The sequence below is a fragment of the Microbacterium sp. Z6_144 genome (assembly GCF_057197625.1).
In genome coordinates, this window is the sequence record NZ_JBXVPT010000001.1 from 564,016 (window position 1) to 580,088 (window position 16,073).

Annotated in this window: 17 protein-coding genes; 14 read left to right on the top strand and 3 right to left on the bottom strand. The window is 70.3% G+C overall.

From position 1 onward, the window contains the following. Positions 1–14: 14 nt before the first annotated feature. Positions 15–1,334 (bottom strand): MFS transporter, encoded by a 1,320-nt coding sequence (locus AC2DGY_RS02740; RefSeq protein ID WP_484508167.1) that lies wholly within the window; start codon positions 1,332–1,334, stop codon positions 15–17. Positions 1,335–1,535: 201 nt separating this feature from the next. After that, positions 1,536–1,934 (bottom strand): PaaI family thioesterase, encoded by a 399-nt coding sequence (locus AC2DGY_RS02745; RefSeq protein ID WP_484508168.1) that lies wholly within the window; start codon positions 1,932–1,934, stop codon positions 1,536–1,538. 117 nt (positions 1,935–2,051) lie between these two features. Between AC2DGY_RS02745 and AC2DGY_RS02750 the strand changes: the two genes are divergently transcribed. The 12 genes from AC2DGY_RS02750 (at position 2,052) to AC2DGY_RS02805 (ending at position 13,396) form a co-directional block, all read left to right on the top strand. Next, positions 2,052–3,242, top strand: coding sequence for a thiolase family protein (locus AC2DGY_RS02750; protein WP_484508169.1), 1,191 nt, complete (start codon positions 2,052–2,054; stop codon positions 3,240–3,242). Beyond that, a complete protein-coding gene (locus tag AC2DGY_RS02755; protein ID WP_484508170.1) occupies positions 3,235–3,972 on the top strand; it encodes an enoyl-CoA hydratase/isomerase family protein in 738 nt (245 codons plus the stop codon). The genes AC2DGY_RS02750 and AC2DGY_RS02755 overlap by 8 nt, the downstream gene beginning before the upstream one ends. Continuing rightward, positions 3,969–4,829: a 3-hydroxyacyl-CoA dehydrogenase family protein gene (locus tag AC2DGY_RS02760; RefSeq protein WP_484508171.1), complete on the top strand. Its 861-nt coding sequence runs from the start codon at positions 3,969–3,971 to the stop codon at positions 4,827–4,829. Before AC2DGY_RS02755 ends, AC2DGY_RS02760 begins: the two co-directional genes overlap by 4 nt. Beyond that, positions 4,826–6,934, top strand: coding sequence for a phenylacetic acid degradation bifunctional protein PaaZ (gene paaZ, locus AC2DGY_RS02765; protein ID WP_484508172.1), 2,109 nt, complete (start codon positions 4,826–4,828; stop codon positions 6,932–6,934). Before AC2DGY_RS02760 ends, paaZ begins: the two co-directional genes overlap by 4 nt. Then, on the top strand, positions 6,931–7,347 hold the full coding sequence (gene paaI / locus AC2DGY_RS02770) for a hydroxyphenylacetyl-CoA thioesterase PaaI (protein WP_484508173.1): 417 nt from the start codon (positions 6,931–6,933) through the stop codon (positions 7,345–7,347). The genes paaZ and paaI overlap by 4 nt, the downstream gene beginning before the upstream one ends. Before the next feature lie 25 nt (positions 7,348–7,372). Further along, positions 7,373–8,689 (top strand): phenylacetate--CoA ligase PaaK, encoded by a 1,317-nt coding sequence (gene paaK / locus AC2DGY_RS02775; protein ID WP_484508174.1) that lies wholly within the window; start codon positions 7,373–7,375, stop codon positions 8,687–8,689. Positions 8,690–8,758: 69 nt separating this feature from the next. Beyond that, positions 8,759–9,742, top strand: a complete 984-nt coding sequence (gene paaA, locus AC2DGY_RS02780; protein ID WP_484508175.1) for a 1,2-phenylacetyl-CoA epoxidase subunit PaaA — start codon at positions 8,759–8,761, stop codon at positions 9,740–9,742. Beyond that, positions 9,742–10,047 carry a 1,2-phenylacetyl-CoA epoxidase subunit PaaB gene (gene paaB, locus AC2DGY_RS02785; protein WP_484508176.1) on the top strand — a complete coding sequence of 102 codons (306 nt, stop codon included), beginning with the start codon at positions 9,742–9,744 and terminating at the stop codon, positions 10,045–10,047. Before paaA ends, paaB begins: the two co-directional genes overlap by 1 nt. After that, entirely contained in the window at positions 10,044–10,922 is an 879-nt protein-coding gene (paaC, locus tag AC2DGY_RS02790) for a 1,2-phenylacetyl-CoA epoxidase subunit PaaC (RefSeq protein WP_484508177.1), read from the top strand. The genes paaB and paaC overlap by 4 nt, the downstream gene beginning before the upstream one ends. After that, positions 10,916–11,446: a 1,2-phenylacetyl-CoA epoxidase subunit PaaD gene (paaD, locus tag AC2DGY_RS02795; protein ID WP_484508178.1), complete on the top strand. Its 531-nt coding sequence runs from the start codon at positions 10,916–10,918 to the stop codon at positions 11,444–11,446. The genes paaC and paaD overlap by 7 nt, the downstream gene beginning before the upstream one ends. Then, a complete protein-coding gene (gene paaE / locus AC2DGY_RS02800) occupies positions 11,446–12,618 on the top strand; it encodes a 1,2-phenylacetyl-CoA epoxidase subunit PaaE (RefSeq protein WP_484508179.1) in 1,173 nt (390 codons plus the stop codon). Before paaD ends, paaE begins: the two co-directional genes overlap by 1 nt. 7 nt (positions 12,619–12,625) lie before the next feature. Continuing rightward, positions 12,626–13,396: an enoyl-CoA hydratase/isomerase family protein gene (locus AC2DGY_RS02805; protein WP_484508180.1), complete on the top strand. Its 771-nt coding sequence runs from the start codon at positions 12,626–12,628 to the stop codon at positions 13,394–13,396. A 14-nt stretch (positions 13,397–13,410) separates the two neighbouring features. Here AC2DGY_RS02805 and AC2DGY_RS02810 read toward each other — a convergent pair whose 3' ends face one another. Continuing rightward, positions 13,411–13,767: a 4-fold beta flower protein gene (locus AC2DGY_RS02810; protein WP_484508181.1), complete on the bottom strand. Its 357-nt coding sequence runs from the start codon at positions 13,765–13,767 to the stop codon at positions 13,411–13,413. A gap of 150 nt (positions 13,768–13,917) precedes the next feature. Between AC2DGY_RS02810 and AC2DGY_RS02815 the strand changes: the two genes are divergently transcribed. Both AC2DGY_RS02815 and AC2DGY_RS02820 read left to right on the top strand, forming a co-directional pair. Continuing rightward, on the top strand, positions 13,918–15,393 hold the full coding sequence (locus tag AC2DGY_RS02815) for an MFS transporter (protein WP_484508182.1): 1,476 nt from the start codon (positions 13,918–13,920) through the stop codon (positions 15,391–15,393). Positions 15,394–15,422: 29 nt separating this feature from the next. Beyond that, positions 15,423–15,917 (top strand): metallophosphoesterase family protein, encoded by a 495-nt coding sequence (locus AC2DGY_RS02820; RefSeq protein WP_484508183.1) that lies wholly within the window; start codon positions 15,423–15,425, stop codon positions 15,915–15,917. The last annotated feature ends 156 nt before the right edge of the window (positions 15,918–16,073 follow it).

A 16,073-nucleotide genomic window follows, 5' to 3' on the forward strand; every position in this document is an offset into this window, starting at 1 on the left:
ACGGGCGAAGCGCGTCAGGCGTGCAGGTCGACGCCCTTGGGCTCTTTGATGAGGGACACCCCGACGAGGGAGATGATCGCCGCCGCGGCGATGTAGAGGCCGATCGTCCACGACATCCCCGTCGCGCCGAAGAGCGCCTCGGCGATCATGGGTGCGAACGCGCCGCCGAGGATCGCGCCGAGGGCGTAGCCGATCGAGACACCGGAGTAGCGGACGTTGGCGGGGAACATCTCCGAGTACAGCGCGGCCTGCGGTCCGTACGACAGGCCCAGCCCGATGGTCATCACGAACAGCGCGACGAAGTACCAGAGGATGTCGGCCGTGTCGATGAGAAACCACATCGGCACCGCCCACAGCGCGAGGATCAGGTAGCCGATCTGGAAGGTGCGGACGCGCCCGAGGCGGTCGGAGACCCGCCCACCCCACAGCGTGAAGGCGAGCCATCCGAAGGACGCCAGCGTCGTCGCCAGCAGCACGGTGGGCCGATCCATCTCCAGCACGTTCACCGCGTAGGTCGCGAAGAACGCGATGAGGAGGTACCCGGCCGCGTTGTTGCCGATGAACACGACGGCGGTGAGCGCCACCTGGCGCCAGTTCTTGCGGAACAGCTCGCGCAGCGGCGCCGAGGACTCCTTGCGGCGACGCACGAGGTCTTCGAACACCGGGCTCTCCTCGACGGCGCGACGGATGACGTAACCGATGAGGATCAGGACGATCGAGAATAGGAACGGGATGCGCCAGCCCCACTCCAGGAACGCCTCCGTCGACATCGACGAGGTCAGGATCCACAGGGTGGCCGTCGCGAGGATCATGCCGATCGGCACGCCGATCTGGGGGAAGGCGCCGAAGAACCCGCGGCGCCCCACGGGCGCGTGCTCGACCGACATCAGCGCGGCACCGCCCCACTCGCCGCCGGCGGAGAATCCCTGCAGGATGCGCAGCAGGATGAGCAGCATCGGCGCCGCGAATCCGGCCACAGCGTACGTGGGGAGCACGCCGATGAGCGAGGTCGAGGCGCCCATGAGGACCAGGGTCAGGACGAGCATCTTCTTGCGGCCGAGCCGATCACCGAGATATCCGGCGACGACGGCGCCGAGCGGGCGGAACAGGAACGAGATGCCGATCGTGGCGAAGGAGAGCACTTGGGCCAGGCCCGGATTCGACCCGGCGAGCGGTGCGAGGAACAGGGGGGCCAGCACGAGGCCCGCCGCCTGGGCGTAGATGAAGAAGTCGTACCACTCGATGGAGGTGCCGACGAGGGTACCGGCGAGAACCTTGCGCTCCTCGCGGGTGACCGCAGCGTGGGGCAGACGCTCCCGGGTCGATGACGCCATGGGTGAACTCCGTTGTTCGGTGAAGGTGATCGGGTATTCCTGACCGATCGTTGAGTAAAGCACACGATAGCGGAGGCGTCCAGCCTTGCGCGAGTGCACGGCTTGCCGCCGAGCGCACGGCCTTCGCCCGCGATCATCCCGTCCAGTCGGCGAGAACCCGTGCACTCGAGGGATGGGGGGCGGGTTGAGGGACGCGCGGGGTCAGTCGGGGTCGACGAGGAGGTTGCTGATCCGCGCTGTCGCCAAGAGGGTGCCGACGTCGTCCTGGATGCGGATGTCGTAGGTCGCCATGCGGCGCCCGCGATGAAGCGCGATCGCGATGCCCGTGATGGTGCCGGCGTCGGCGCCGCGGTGGTGAGTGATGTTGAGGTCGACGCCGACGCACACCCGGCCCATCGTGCTGGCGTGGATCATCGCGGCCCATGAGCCGGTCGCCTCGGCCAGCGCCGCGCTCGCCCCGCCGTGCAGGCGCCCGAGCGACTGCGTGTTGCCCGCCACCGGCATCGTGGCGACCACCCGCTCCGGCGACTGCTCCTGCACCTCGATGCCGAGCCTGAGGTCGAGCTCTCCCGGGGTGATCCGCCAGACCGCGTCGCTCATGGGTGCCTTCCCGGGGATGCGGCGCCTTGCCGATACCGCCCACCTCTGACACTATTACTGAACGATCGGTCTGCAAAGACGGATTTGCATCCTGCGACGGGGCACGAGGAGATGACGATGTCCGAAGCCTTTTTGGTCGGTGGCGTACGGACCCCCGTCGGCCGCTACGGCGGCGCGCTGGCCTCGGTCCGGCCGGACGACCTGGCGGCCCTCGTGCTGCGGGAAGCCGTCACGCGTGCGGGTGTCCCCGTCGAGAGCATCGACGACGTGTACTTCGGTGCCGCGAACCAGGCGGGGGAGGACAACCGCAACGTCGCGCGCATGGCCGTGCTCCTCGCCGGCCTCCCCGACACCGTCCCCGGACTCACCGTCAACCGGCTGTGCGCCTCGGGGATGTCGGCGATCGCGCTCGCCGCGCAGGCGATCCGCGCGGGCGATGCCGACCTCTTCGTCGCCGGCGGCGTGGAGTCCATGACTCGCGCCCCGTGGGTGCAGGCAAAGCCCGATCGGGCGTGGGGGAAACCGGGGGAGACGTATGACACCTCGATCGGGTGGCGCTTCCCCAACCCGGCGCTGCAGTCCCGTGACAAGGCGACCTTCTCGATGCCCGAGACCGCCGAGGAAGTGGCCCGGATCGATGGCATCACCCGCGAGGACGCCGACGCCTTCGCCCTGCGCAGCCATCAGCGCTCCGTCGCCGCCATCGACGCGGGGCGCTTGGCGCCCGAGATCGTTCCGGTCCCCACGCGCCGTGGGCTCGTCGACACCGACGAGGGACCGCGCCGCGACACCTCCCCCGAGGCGCTCGCGGCGCTCCGCCCGGTCGTCTCCGGTGGTTCGGTCGTCACCGCGGGGAATTCGAGTTCGCTCAACGACGGCGCCTCTGCCATCGTCGTCGCCAGCGCCGAGGCCGTCGAACGCTACGGACTGACACCGCGCGCCCGCATCCTCTCGTCCGCGTCCGCCGCTCTGGCACCGGAGATCATGGGCCTCGGACCGGTGCCTGCCACCGAGAAGGCCCTCGCCGCAGCGGGGCTGAGCATCGCCGCCCTCGACGCCATCGAGCTCAACGAGGCGTTCGCCTCGCAGTCGCTCGCCTCGATCCGCCGCCTCGGGCTCGACCCCGACCTCGTCAACGCCGACGGCGGCGCGATCGCCCTGGGTCACCCGCTCGGCTCGAGCGGGTGCCGGCTCATCGTGACGCTCCTCGGGCGCCTCGAGCGGGAGGGCGGACACCGCGGGCTCGCGACGATGTGCGTCGGCGTCGGACAGGGCGCGGCGATGATCGTGGAGCGCGTGGATGCCTGACACCCTCCGCATCGAACGCCGCGACGACCGGGTCGTGGCGCGGCTGAACCGCCCCGAGGTCCGGAACGCGATCGACCAGAGGATGGTCGACGAGTTGCACCTGCTGTGCGCCGAACTCGAAGTGACCCCGCGCGTCTTGATCCTCACCGGTGCCGGTGGGGTGTTCGCCTCGGGCGCGGACATCGCCCAGCTGCGCGAGCGGCGCGCCGACGACGCGCGCGCGGGGATCAACACCACCGCGTTCCGACGCATCCGCGAACTCCCGATGCCCGTGATCGCCGTGATCGACGGCTACGCGCTCGGCGGCGGAGCCGAGCTCGCGTACGCCGCCGACATCCGCGTCGGCACGCCGTCGGCGAAGATCGGCAACCCCGAGACGGGCCTGGGCATCCTCGCCGCCGCCGGTGCCACGTGGCGCCTGCCGCAGATCGTGGGGGAGGCCCGCGCCGCGGAGATGCTCCTCACCGGCCGCACGCTCGACGCCGACGAGGCCCTCGTTTGGGGCCTGCTCAATGCGGTGCATCCCGCGGAGACGGTCATGGATGCGGCGCACGCCATCGCCGACCGCATCACCGCGAACGACGCCCTCGCCACCCGGTACACCAAGCGCGCCCTCCTCGCCCCACCCGACGCGCATCCCGGGATCGAACTCGACCTCCAGGCGGAACTGTTCGAGCGTCCCGAGAAGCACCGGCGGATGACGGCGTTCCTGGAGCGGAGGAAGCGATGACGACTCGAGCTCCCGCGCACGTCGGGGTGATCGGCGGCGGGCGGATGGGCGCCGGCATCGCCCACGCTTTCGCGCTCGCCGGCTCACGCGTGTTCGTCGTCGAACGCGACCGGGGCTCCGCGGATGCCGCGGCCCGGCGCATCCGCGAGAATCTCCGCCGCTCGGCCGATCGCGGCGCGACCACGCGCCCCCTGGGGGAGTTGGAGGCGGCCGTCTCTGCGGGCACCGACATCGCCGCGTTCGGCGACGCCGGTCTCGTGGTGGAGGCCGTGCCGGAGGACCGCGTCCTGAAGATCGATGCGCTGCGCCGGGCGGAGGACGTCGTCGCCGCCGACGCGGTGCTGGCCTCGAACACGTCCTCCATCTCGATCGACGACCTCGCGGCCGCCCTCGACCGGCCCACGCGGTTCCTGGGCCTGCACTTCTTCAACCCGGTCCCCGCGTCGGCCCTCGTCGAGGTCGTCCTCGGCGCGGGCACCGACCCCGCCGTCGCCGCCGCGGCCGGCGACTGGGTCGCAGCCCTCGGAAAGCACGCCGTCGTGGTCCGCGATTCCCCGGGCTTCGCCTCCAGCCGGCTCGGCGTCGCGATCGCGCTCGAGGCGATGCGGATGCTCGAGGAGGGCGTGGCGTCGGCCGAAGACATCGATGCGGCGATGGAGCTCGGCTACCGGCATCCGGTCGGGCCGCTGCGCACCACCGACCTCGTCGGGCTGGACGTGCGCCTGGGGATCGCCGAGGAGCTCGCCGCCCGGCTCGGCGACCGGTTCGCACCCCCGCAGCTGCTCCGCGACCTGGTCGCCGAGGGGCGTCTGGGCCGGAAATCCGGCCGCGGGTTCTATGAATGGAGTGATCGATGAGCGACATCCTGCCCAGCTACCTGCGCGACGCGTGGTGGACGCCGGAGAGCGCCGCCGGTGCGACGACGGTGCACGATGCATCCACCGGAGAAGTCGTCGCGCACGTCAGCGCGTCCGGTGCCGACCTGGCCGGGGCCCTGGACCACGCGCGCACCGTGGGGCAGCGGAGCCTGGGGCCCCTGACCTTCCACCAGCGCGCCATGTTGCTGAAGCAGTTCGCCCTCGTCCTCACCGAGCGCAAGCAGGAGCTGTACGAGCTGTCCAAGCGCAGCGGCTCCACCGTGCGCGACTCGCTCAGCGATGTCGACGGCGGCATCGGCGTGCTCTTCACCTATTCGTCCAAGGCGCGACGCGAACTCCCCAACGCGAAGGTGTACCTCGACGGCCCGGTCGAATCGCTGTCCAAGGACGGCTCGTTCCTCGGCCGGCACGTCTACACGCGTCTGCCCGGCGCCGCCGTGCAGATCAACGCCTTCAACTTCCCCATGTGGGGCTCGCTGGAGAAATTCGCCCCCGCGTTCCTCGCCGGGGTTCCGTCGGTCATCAAGCCGGCCACCCCCACCGCCTATGTCGCCGAGGCGTGGGTGCGCATCCTCGTCGAGTCCGGCCTCCTTCCCGCCGGCTCGCTGCAGCTGATCAGCGGACGCGTGCCCGACCTGCTCGATCACCTGGCCCTCGGTGACCTCGTCGGCTTCACCGGCAGCGCGTCGACGGCCGACCGGCTGCGCCGACACGACAACGTGCAGTCGGGCCGCGTACGGTTCACGAGCGAGACCGACTCCATCAACGCCTCGGTCCTCGGCCCCGACGCGACCACCGGCACCCCCGAGTTCGACGCGTACGTCAAGCAACTCCTGGTGGAGCTCACCGCGAAGGCGGGGCAGAAGTGCACGGCGATCCGCCGTGCGATCGTGCCGGCGGATGCGGTCACCGATGTCGTGGCGGCGCTGAAGGCGAAGATCGACGAGCGCGTCGTGATCGGAGACCCGCATCACGAGAGCGTCACCATGGGCCCGGTCGTCTCCCGCGAACAGCGAGACGACGTGCTCCGCCAGGTCGAGGTGCTCCGCGACGCCGGCGGAGAACTGCTGCTGGGTTCCACAGAGCCGCCCGAGGTCGTCCGCGCCGACGGCAGCGTCGGCCGCGCCGGCGAGGGCGCGTTCCTGTCTCCGATGGTCATCGGCTTCGCCGATGCCACGACCCCGGCCGCTCACGAGATCGAGGCCTTCGGGCCGGTCGCGAGCATCCTCCCGTACGCCACCGTGGCGGAGGCGGCCGATCTCGTCGCGCTCGGCGGGGGGTCGCTGGTCACCAGCGTCGCGACGTCCGATGACGACGTCGCTCTCGAGCTGCTCACCCGGATCGGCGCCTACAACGGCCGCGTGCTGTTCCTCAGCCGTCAGAACACCCGCACCTCGACCGGGCACGGGTCGCCCGTTCCGCACCTCGTCCACGGCGGGCCCGGACGCGCCGGGGGCGGAGAAGAACTCGGCGGCATCCGTGCGGTCCTCCACCACATGCAGCGCACGGCCCTTCAGGGTTCACCCGAGATCCTCACCGCGCTCACCGGAGTGTGGCACGAGGGCGCCGCTGCGGTGTCGGGCGGGCGTCACCCCTTCCGCAAGTCGCTGGCGGAGCTGCGCGTCGGCGACCAGATCGCCTCGGCCTCGCGCACGGTGACGCTCGAGGACATCGAGACGTTCGCGCACTTCACCGGCGACACGTTCTACGCGCACATGGACGAGGCGTCCGCCGCAGCCAACCCGTTCTTCCCCGGCCGCGTCGCGCACGGGTACCTCCTCGTCTCGTGGGCGGCCGGGCTGTTCGTCGACCCGGAGCCCGGGCCGGTGCTCGCCAACTACGGCCTGGAGAACCTCCGGTTCGTCACACCCGTCTCGCCGGGCGACGAGATCCGGGTCATCCTCACGGCGAAGCAGATCACCCCCCGCGAGACCGACGAATACGGCGAGGTGCGGTGGGATGCGGTCATCCGGAATCAGCGGGACGAGCTGGTGGCCTCTTACGACGTGCTCACGCTGGTCGCCAAGCAGGGTCGCGCCGATACGGGCGCGGCCGTCGACCGGGAGGCGGTGACGGTGCCGTGACCGACAACGCCGCCACCCGCGCCCCGCTTCGACCCATGATGCGCAACGACCGTGCCTCCGCGTCACTCGGGATGGTCGTCGAGCGCGACGAGCCTGGGCTGGCGGTGGTGTCGATGCGCGTGCGCGAGGACATGACCAACGGCTTCGCGATCACGCACGGCGGCCTGGTGTTCACACTCGCCGACACCGCGTTCGCCATCGCCTGCAACGAGGACGAGCGCATCACCGTCGCCGCCGGCGCCGACATCACGTTCCTGAAGTCGACGACGGCCGGACAGACGCTCACCGCCACAGCCGTCCGCCGGGTCGTCAGCGGCCGTACGGGCATCTACGACGTGTCGATCACCGACGACACCGGCGATCTCGTCGCGGAGTTCCGCGGCCGCTCGCTCACCACCAACCGACCCGCCTGATCTGATGCCGTCCGAGGGAGCCCCGATGTCGAAGACGACAACCGAGAGCCGCATCGTCGTGCCGGCGCCGGAGGACCGCGTCGACGTGCTGACCCGTCCAGAACTGGAGAGGATCCAGCTCGCGCGCCTCCAGTGGACGGTCCGGCACGCCTACGAGAACGTGCCCCTGTACCGGCGGAAGTTCCACGAGGCCGACGTCGCCCCCGACGACATCCGCTCGCTCGCCGACGTGCGCCGGCTGCCTTTCACCACGAAGGCGGATCTGCGGGAGACCTACCCGTTCGGCATGTTCGCCGTGCCGATGGCCGAGGTGCGCCGCATCCACGCGTCATCCGGAACGACCGGCCGCCCCACGGTGGTGGGGTACACCGCCGGCGACCTCGACCGCTGGGCCGATCTCATCACCCGATCGCTGCGGGCGGCGGGCATCCGCCCCGGGATGAAGGTGCACAACGCCTACGGGTATGGCCTGTTCACCGGCGGCCTCGGTGCGCACGGCGGCATCGAGAAGCTCGGAGCGACGGTCATCCCCATGTCGGGCGGGCAGACCGCACGGCAGGTGCAGCTCATCCGCGACTTCGAGCCCGACGCCATCCTGTGCACCCCCAGCTACCTGCTCACGATCGCCGACGCCATGCAGGAGGCCGGGATCGATCCGACCTCCACGTCGCTCAGGGTCGCGGTGCTGGGCGCCGAGCCGTGGACCAACCAGATGCGCGCGGAGATCCAGCGCCGTCTTCACATCGACGCGGTCGACATCTACGGGCTCAGTGAGGTGATGGGCCCGGGAGTGGCAAGCGAGAGCGTCCTCACCAAGGACGGCCCGCACGTGTGGGAAGACCACTTCCTGCCCGAGACGATCGACGGCCGCACGGGCGAACCCGTCGCCGACGGGGAGCTGGGCGAACTGGTCTTCACGTCGCTGACGAAGGAGGCGTTCCCGGTCATCCGCTATCGCACGCGCGACCTGACCCGGCTGCTGCCGGGCACCGCCTACCCCGCGATGCGGAGGATCGAGAAGATCACCGGCCGCAACGACGACATGATCATTCTCCGCGGCGTGAACCTCTTTCCCACCCAGATCGAAGAGCTGGTGATGGGGATCGAGACCCTGACCCCGCATTTCGTCCTCGAGCTCACCACGCAGGGGCGGATGGACTGCCTGACGGTGCGGATCGAGCGGCACCCGGATCTGGACCGGGCGATCTGTGAGGCCGCCGCCCTGGTGCTGCAGCAGCGCATCAAGGTGCACATCGGAACCTCCGTCGAGGTGCAGGTCGAGGAGCCGGGCACTCTGCCGCGCAGCGAGGGCAAGTACAAGCGCGTCTACGACCGCCGCTGAGTGCGCGGTTGCCCGCACCGCCGGCGGCCGGTAGAGTAACTGAACGATCGTTCTGTAAAGGAGTCGATGATGACGACGGCAACCGACGCCACCATGCTGCCCGACGAAGAGGCCGAGGCGCAGGCGGCCTTCGACGAGATCATCGCCGCCGAATCCCGGGTTGAGCCGCGCGACTGGATGCCGGCCGCCTATCGCAAGACGCTCGTGCGGCAGATCTCCCAGCACGCGCATTCCGAGATCATCGGCATGCAGCCGGAGGGCAACTGGATCACCCGTGCGCCGAGCCTCAAGCGCAAGGCGATCCTCATCGCGAAGGTGCAGGACGAGGCGGGCCACGGGCTCTACCTGTACTCGGCGGCGCAGACCCTCGGTGCCGCGCGGGAGGAGATGACGCAGCAGCTCATCGACGGCAAGGCCAGGTACTCCTCGATCTTCAACTACCCGACGCCCACGTGGGCCGATATGGGGGCGATCGGCTGGCTGGTCGATGGGGCGGCGATCTGCAACCAGGTGCCGCTGTGCCGCGCGTCCTATGGCCCCTATGGGCGTGCCATGGTGCGCATCTGCAAGGAGGAGTCCTTCCACCAGCGGCAGGGGTTCGAGATCCTCCTCACGCTCATGCAGGGCACCGACGCGCAGCGGGAGATGGCGCAGGATGCGGTGGACCGCTGGTACTGGCCGAGCCTCATGATGTTCGGCCCGCCCGACGACGAATCGCCCAACTCCGCGCAGTCGATGGAGTGGAAGATCAAGCGGTTCTCCAACGACGACCTGCGTCAGCGTTTCGTCGGGATGCTCGTTCCGCAGGCTGAGGCGCTGGGCGTCGCCCTTCCCGACCCCGAACTGCGCTGGGATGAGGGGGCGCAACGCTGGCACATGAGCGAGATCGACTGGACGGAGTTCCACGAGATCCTCGCCGGCCGCGGACCCATGAACGCCGTCCGCCTGCAGCACCGCCGGGAGGCGCACGAGGGAGGCGCGTGGGTGCGCGAGGCGGCGGCCGAGTACGCGCGCAAGCGGGCACAGCGAGCCGAGACCCGCGAGGTGGCGTGATGGCCAGCCCCGGGGCATCCCCGGCCGAGCAGTGGCCCCTGTGGGAAGTCTTCATCCGCGCCAAGCGCGGCCTCAGCCACGTGCACGCCGGATCGCTGCACGCACCCGACGCCGACCTCGCCGTGCGCAACGCCCGCGACCTGTACACGCGCCGGAACGAGGGCGTGTCGATCTGGGTCGTGCCGGCCGAGGCGATCACGACGAGCGATCCGGACGCCAAAGGCGCGTTCTTCGAGAGCCCGGCGGGCAAGAACTACCGTCACGCGGCGTACTACACCGCGTCCGAGGGGGTGCCGCACCTATGACTTCCCTTCGACAGGCTCAGGGACCGGTCGGGGCTCCGGGACCGGGGGATGTCGCGGACGTCGACCCGCACGGATCCGTCACGGTCGACGGCATCGAACTCTCGGCCGAGCTCACGGGGGAGGGCGGCCGGGCCGGCTCGGCGGATGTCGCGGAGTACGCGCTGTGGCTCGGCGACGACGCACTCATCCTGTCGCAGCAGCTCAGCTGGTGGGTCGCGCGCGCACCCGAGCTCGAGGAGGATGTGGCGCTGGCGAACATCGCCCTCGACCTCCTCGGCCACGCGCGTTCGCTCCTGCGCTACGCCGGAACGTTCGACGGACGCTCGGAGGACGACCTCGCGTACTGGCGCGACGAACGCGAGTTCCGCAGTACCTGGCTGGTGGAGCAGCCCAACGGCGACTTCGCGCACACGATCGCCCGGCAGCTGGCGGCATCCGTCTACATGTTCGAGCTGTACGGCGCGCTGACGACGTCCGCCGACCCGACGCTGGCCGCGATCGCGGCGAAAGCGGTCAAGGAGGTCGACTACCACCGCGATCACGCCGTGCAGTGGACGCTGCGCCTGGCCGGCGGTACCGAGGAGTCCCGCCGCCGGATGCTCGCCGCCCTGGCCGACATCTGGCCGTACGTCGATGAGCTCTTCCGCGACGAGCCGCTCATCGACCGGCTCGAGGGGGTCGCCGTGCGTCCCTCGACCCTTCGGCCGGCGTTCGACCGGGTCATCGCCGAGGTGTTCACCGAAGCCGAGCTCGACGTTCCCACGCTGCCGCCGGCGATGGCCCGGGGGCGCAGCGGTGCGCACTTCTCGAGCCTCGGCTACCTGCTCGCCGAGATGCAGGTGCTCGCCCGTCAGCATCCGGGGGCGACATGGTGATGCTTCGACAGGCTCAGCAACCGGAGGAACAGGCTCAGCAACCGGCGAGGAACCGTGCCTGGGACATCGCCGCGCGGGTGTGCGACCCGGAGGTGCCCGTTCTCACGATCGAAGACCTCGGCATCCTCCGCGACGTGCAGGACGACGGTGATCGGGTCGTCGTCACGATCACACCCACGTATTCGGGATGCCCCGCCATGGACACGATCCGCGACGACCTCACCCTCGCGTTCTCGGCGGAGGGGTACGGCCGCGTGGACGTGCGGCTGGTGCTGGCGCCGGCGTGGACCACCGACTGGATGAGCGACGAGGGTAAGCGCAAGCTCACCGCGTACGGCATCGCGCCGCCGGCCGGCAACGCGGGTGCGGCCGCCGGCCCCGTGCGGGTCTCGCTGGGGGTGAAGTGCCCGCGGTGCGGGTCGCTGAACACGCGCGAGGTCACCCGTTTCGGATCGACGTCGTGCAAGGCGCTGTACGAATGCCGCGCATGCCTGGAACCGTTCGACTTCTTCAAGGTGCACTGATGGCGCCGTCATCCACCCGGTCCGTCTCCGAGACGGTCGCCGGCGCGCTGCTGCACAGCGCGGTGGGCGGGGCCCCGGATTCGACGCGGAGACGCGCGCGCTTCCACTCACTGCGGGTGGCGGAGGTGCGGCCGCTGACCGACGAGTCGATCGAGGTCACCTTCGCCGTTCCGGACGAGCTGATCGCGGAGTACGACTACCTGCCCGGGCAGTACGTGGCGCTCCGCGCCCGCATCGAGGGGCACGAGGCGCGGCGGTCGTATTCGCTGTGCCGGCCGCCGACGCCCGGCTCGGTGAGCGTGGCGATCAAGCGCAACACCGGCGGGTGGTTCTCGGCCTGGGCCCAGACGGAACTTCATCCGGGCGATCAGATCGACGTGATGAGCCCGCAGGGCACCTTCACCACGACGCTCGCCGACCTCGACGGCGCGCACGTGGCCGCCATCGCCGCCGGCTCCGGCATCACGCCGCTCATGGCGCTGGCGACCGCCGTGCTCGCCCGCTCGGCCACCGCGCAGTTCACCCTCGTCTACACCAACCGCTCCACCCAGGACGTGATGTTCCTCGAGGAACTCGCCGATCTGAAGGACCGCCACCCCACGCGGTTCGCCCTTCATCACGTCCTCTCCCGCGAGCAGCGGGCCGCTCCCGTGCTGTCGGGCCGCATCGACGGGGACAGGCTCCGCCGCATCCTCGACGGACTCGTCGTCCCCGGCACGATCGACGAGTGGTTCCTGTGCGGGCCGTTCGAGCTGGTCCAGCTGTGCCGTGACACCCTCGCCGGGGTGGGCGTCGACCGTGAGCACGTGCGCTACGAGCTGTTCACGACGGGGGAGAACGACGCCCCCACCGGCCCGCGGCCGCCCGTGGTGGTGCGCGAGGACGAGCCCGTCCACACGATCGACTTCACGCTCGACGGGCAATCGGCCAGCGTGCAATCGCCCGTCAGCGCGCGGGAGTCGATCCTGGATGCGGCGCTTCGCGTCCGCCCCGACGTGCCGTTCGCGTGCGCGGGCGGGGTGTGCGGCACGTGCCGCGCGCGCGTGCTGACCGGGTCGGTCACGATGACGGAGAACTACGCCCTCGAACCCGATGAGCTCGAGCGGGGCTACGTGCTGACCTGCCAGTCGCATCCCACCTCCGACCGGGTCACGGTCGACTACGACAACTGAGGCGCCCATGATCGACTCGCACATCCTCGACGGCGTCGCCCACGTGGTGCTGAACAACCCCGGCAGGCTCAACGCCCTGGACGAGCAGGCGCTCCGAGACCTGGATGCGGCGTACGCGGACGCCGAGCGGGCCGGCGTACGTGCCCTCGTGTTGCGCGGCGAGGGCCGGGCGTTCTGCGCCGGGAGGGACATCTCCGGCGTGGATCCTGCCGAAGACGACGTGAGCGGCTTCCTCGACGGGCTGCTCGCCCCGCTGCTCCGGCGGATGGCCGCCTTTCCGGCACCGACCTTCGCCGCGGCGCACGGTGCGTGCCTGGGCGTCGGGCTGGGGCTCCTCATCGCCACCGACGTGGTGTACATCGCCGACACCGCCAAGGTCGGTTCCCCCTTCGCGGCGCTCGGGGCGACGCTCGACTCCGGGGGGCACGCCCTCTTCTACGAGCGGCTCGGCGCGCACCGCACGTTCGACCTCATCTATTCCGGCCGTCTCCTGGCGGGGGAGGAGGCGGTCCACCTCGGTCTGTTCTCCCGCAGTCTGCCCGCCGACGAGGTCGAGGACGCCACGGATGCCGCGGCCCGAGCCGCAGCATCCGGTCCGACCGCCGCGTTCGTGGCCAGCAAGCGCATCATCGCCGCGCTCCGCGACGAGCGCGCGGGGCTGTGGCAGGCGATGGCGGCCGAGAACGCGGCACAGGCCGCGCTCCGCGACACCGACGACTACCGCGAGGGCTTCGCTGCGTTCGGCGAGAAGCGCAAGCCCGCGTTCCGCGGGCGTTAGACCGCTTCGGCCGGTCAGCCCAGGTAGGCGTTCCAGTCGCTCGCGCTCCAGCGCGGCACGAACGGCACGCGCCCCATCCGCCGGGAGAAGCTCGGCCGGATCGGGGAGGGGTCGGCCGCCGGCCCGCGCCCCGCCATCTCGGCCGGGGGCTTCTCCGGCCGGCCCAGCGACCCGTCAATCCAGGCCACCACGCATCCGGAGGCGTCGCGGAATTGTCCGCGTTCCAGCCATCCGACGTGGCTGCCATTGGAGGCGTACACGGCGCCGTCGCGCTGCCAGCCCACGACGGAGCCGGTTGGAGAGTACAGGCGGTCGGCTTCGTACCATCCGGCGACCCGTCCCTCGCGGTCGAAAATCGGTGCGAGGGTCATGTCCTCACTCAATCAGTTGCGCTCGCCCACAGCAAGGCGACGCAGCATTACCGCGCGGCGCGGCGGACGTCAATCCGAGGCGCCGAATCGGCCACGGGAGTAAAAAAGCTCCGCGGGTTGCGAGGGATGCCCCGCGGAAGGGGTGCGCGAATGTCGTCGCCGGGCGTGCAGGTCACGGAAGTCACGTCGCTCGTTCCCGCCCGGCTGGACCGCCTGCCGTGGTCGCGATTCCACTGGATGATCGTCGTCGGCCTCGGCTTCTCATGGATCCTCGACGGCCTCGAGGTGCAGATCGTCGCGGCGAACGGGTACGCCGAGACCCTGGGTATGGGGCCGTTCGAAGTCGGCCTCGCCGGCACCTTCTACCTCCTCGGCCAGGTCGCCGGTGCCCTCGTGTTCGGCCGTCTCACCGACCGGCTCGGACGCAAGAGGCTCTTCATCCTGTCGCTGGTCGTGTATCTCGCCGGAAGCGCCATCGCGGGGCTCGCGTTCGCTCCGTGGTTCTTCTACATCTGGCGCTTCGTCGCGGGGGCAGGCATCGGCGGCGAATACGCGGCCATCAACTCGGCGATCGACGAGATCATCCCCTCCAAGTACCGGGGACGCGTGGACATCGCGATCAACGGCACGTACTGGGGCGGGGCGGCCCTCGGCGCCGTGGCGAACATCTTCTTCCTCAACACCGATCTGCTCCCGCAGGACGTCGGCTGGCGCCTGAGCTTCTTCCTCGGCCCGGTCCTCGGGCTTCTCATCATCTGGCTCCGCCGCCACATCCCCGAAAGCCCCCGCTGGCAGATGACGCACGGCCTGGAGGCCGAGGCCGAACGCAACGTCGACCGCATCGAGGAGCGCATCCGCGAGGAGGGGAAGACGTTCGAGCCGGTGGATGACAAGAAGGCCATCACGGTCAAGGAGTATGGCCGGGTGCCGTTCCTCGTGATCGCGAAGGTGCTGTTCCGTCAGTATCCACGGCGAACGCTCGTGGGGGTGACGATGATGGTCACCCAGTCGTTCCTCTACAACGCCATCTTCTTCACGTACGCCCTGGTGCTGGAGAACTTCTACGACACGCCACCGGCCTCGGCCGGGCAGTACTTCATCATCTTCGCCGTCGGTAACCTCGCGGGAGCGCTGATCCTCGGTCACTTCTTCGACACGTGGGGACGGCGGCGGATGCTGTTCGGCACCTACGTGCTCGCCGGGCTCATCCTGCTCACGAGCGCCTTCCTCTTCAATGCCGGGGTGCTGAGCGCCGGAACCCACACGGCGTTCTGGTGCGCGTCGTTCTTCTTCGCCTCGGCGGGAGCGTCGGCGGCGTATCTCACCGTCAGCGAGATCTTCCCGCTCGAACTGCGCAGCCAGGTGATCTCCTACGTGTTCTCCATCGGTCAGCTCGTCGGTTCGGTCGCCCCCGCCCTCTACGGCGCCCTGATCGGTGACGGCACCGATCGTCAGCCGCTGTTCTGGGGCTACGTGCTGGGCTCGGTCGTCATGATCGTCGGGGGCGTCATCTCCGGGGTGTTCGGCGTCAGCGCCGCGGGCAAATCGCTCGAGGACATCGCCGATCCGCTGTCGCTCGTGTCGCCGGCGGAGAAGGGCGTGACGCCCGGCGACCGCGCCTCGTGACCCCCGGCCGCATCCGGACGCTCTGAGTCATGGCCACGCGTCTTCTGATGATCTCCGACACGCACGTCCCCGCCCGGGCGCGGACGCTTCCGGCCTCCGTCCTGCAGGCGGCGGATGCGGCAGACCTCATCGTCCACGCCGGCGACTGGGTCACCGCATCCGTCCTGGACGAGCTGGAAACGCACGGCGACGTCCTCGGGGTCTGGGGCAACAACGACGGCGCCGACCTGCGCGCACGTCTTCCGGAGGTCGCGCGGCGCGAGGTCGACGGCGTGCGCCTGGCCGTCGTGCATGAGACGGGGCAGGCACAGCGCCGGGAGGCGCGCATGGAGGCCGCCTTCCCCGATGCCGACGTGCTGGTCTTCGGGCACAGCCACATCCCCTGGGACACCACGACGCCACGGGGACTGCGACTGCTGAACCCCGGCTCGCCCACCGACCGGCGGCGCCAGCCCCACCACACCTTCCTGACGGCGGTGGCCGACGACGGGATGCTGCGCGGCGTCACCCTCGAGCGGCTCTGACGTCGGATCGGACGGCTGGCCCCGCGCCGGCACGATGCCCGTGCCGCTGAGCCCGTGAGCGCAACGACCCGCTCCGCTTGACAACGATGGGGCGTGACCGTTTACATGGGGTTTAGTGACAGTGAACACTCGAGATGGGCGCCGCCCGCTCGAGGG

Coding starts and splice junctions, on each gene's coding strand:
- AC2DGY_RS02740 (WP_484508167.1), bottom strand. CDS start 1,334: ATGGCGTCATCGACCCGGGAGCGTCTGCCCCACGCTGCGGTCACCCGC.
- AC2DGY_RS02745 (WP_484508168.1), bottom strand. CDS start 1,934: ATGAGCGACGCGGTCTGGCGGATCACCCCGGGAGAGCTCGACCTCAGG.
- AC2DGY_RS02750 (WP_484508169.1), top strand. CDS start 2,052: ATGTCCGAAGCCTTTTTGGTCGGTGGCGTACGGACCCCCGTCGGCCGC.
- AC2DGY_RS02755 (WP_484508170.1), top strand. CDS start 3,235: ATGCCTGACACCCTCCGCATCGAACGCCGCGACGACCGGGTCGTGGCG.
- AC2DGY_RS02760 (WP_484508171.1), top strand. CDS start 3,969: ATGACGACTCGAGCTCCCGCGCACGTCGGGGTGATCGGCGGCGGGCGG.
- paaZ (WP_484508172.1), top strand. CDS start 4,826: ATGAGCGACATCCTGCCCAGCTACCTGCGCGACGCGTGGTGGACGCCG.
- paaK (WP_484508174.1), top strand. CDS start 7,373: ATGTCGAAGACGACAACCGAGAGCCGCATCGTCGTGCCGGCGCCGGAG.
- paaA (WP_484508175.1), top strand. CDS start 8,759: ATGACGACGGCAACCGACGCCACCATGCTGCCCGACGAAGAGGCCGAG.
- paaB (WP_484508176.1), top strand. CDS start 9,742: ATGGCCAGCCCCGGGGCATCCCCGGCCGAGCAGTGGCCCCTGTGGGAA.
- paaC (WP_484508177.1), top strand. CDS start 10,044: ATGACTTCCCTTCGACAGGCTCAGGGACCGGTCGGGGCTCCGGGACCG.
- paaD (WP_484508178.1), top strand. CDS start 10,916: ATGGTGATGCTTCGACAGGCTCAGCAACCGGAGGAACAGGCTCAGCAA.
- paaE (WP_484508179.1), top strand. CDS start 11,446: ATGGCGCCGTCATCCACCCGGTCCGTCTCCGAGACGGTCGCCGGCGCG.
- AC2DGY_RS02805 (WP_484508180.1), top strand. CDS start 12,626: ATGATCGACTCGCACATCCTCGACGGCGTCGCCCACGTGGTGCTGAAC.
- AC2DGY_RS02810 (WP_484508181.1), bottom strand. CDS start 13,767: ATGACCCTCGCACCGATTTTCGACCGCGAGGGACGGGTCGCCGGATGG.
- AC2DGY_RS02815 (WP_484508182.1), top strand. CDS start 13,918: ATGTCGTCGCCGGGCGTGCAGGTCACGGAAGTCACGTCGCTCGTTCCC.
- AC2DGY_RS02820 (WP_484508183.1), top strand. CDS start 15,423: ATGGCCACGCGTCTTCTGATGATCTCCGACACGCACGTCCCCGCCCGG.